General features: G+C 43.8%; 1 protein-coding gene. It reads right to left on the bottom strand.

The window, feature by feature from the left end:
• A partial coding sequence (locus ASC50_RS01220) for a leucine-rich repeat domain-containing protein (RefSeq protein ID WP_158648239.1) occupies positions 1–1,018 on the bottom strand: 1,018 nt, incomplete at both ends.

The following is a 1,018-nucleotide window of genomic DNA, read 5'->3' as shown; positions in this document are numbered from 1 at the left end:
GGATAAACCGTCAATTTAGTATAAACCGTCAAGGATGCTAAAAGTGTTGCCCCCGAAAAAGGACAAATGTTCAAGGTTTCGCCGGCTGCGGTAATAAACGTAGCACGATATTCTGCACTGCCCGCCAAGTCCTCGTTTTCGGGTGCCCAATAGAACAAGCCCGTGCCTATACTTTGCCACTCCCCGTTTATGATTTTGAACCATTCGCCGTCCACAACAGTATCGTCTGTTGCATATAGCAGTTTGTCGTATCGCCGGGCAACAAAGGAATCAGGGGCAACACTTTTTTTCCTGATAGTCAGGTCGCGACTGATAAAAGCCGTATTAGCCTTGTTGTAAACATGATAGGTTATAGTAGTGTTATAGGGCATCTGCTCGTTAATGTAGATGTCATTATCCTCTATTTGAGAACCTTTGTACCCAAACTTAACCGTGTACTCATCCGCATCTTTAAATATCACAGAAGAGTATGTGGCATCGCAATCAACCAAAAGAGAACCATCGCTTTGAGGTATGGCGTTAACCATTTGTACCTCAAAAGGGCATTCCAATGATGCCTCAATAGCACCAAAATATTTGCTCCATATTCTGTGATCTTGATACTCAGAGCCGCAGGCGGGTACGATGAGCCGACGAATGTTGCAGCTTGCAAACACACTATCGCGTATGTTTTGCGGAACAAAACTCAAATTTGTGATAGACACAAGGTTGCGACAACTCGAAAAAGCATAATTTGCAATGCTGTCAACGCGGTTAGAAATGGTAACGGAGCTAAGACTGCTGCAATAAGAAAAAGCAAAAGCTCCAATCGTTGTCACATCGTCATTTATTACTACAGTTGTAATGTTGTTGCGCAGATAATACCACGGAGTATTCACCGCATTGTCAGTAGATGATGACCAATTTTGCATAGCCCCCGAGCCGTTAATGGTAAGGGTATCATTGTAAAATGTAGCGATTACATCGGCTGCAGTGGGGTAGCCGATGTTCCAAGAATATCGGGGTGATGTATCCACAA

This window comes from Candidatus Symbiothrix dinenymphae (assembly GCF_001431085.1).
The sequence above is the reverse complement of the archived record's forward strand: the minus strand, read 5'-3'. Positions and strand labels throughout refer to the sequence as shown.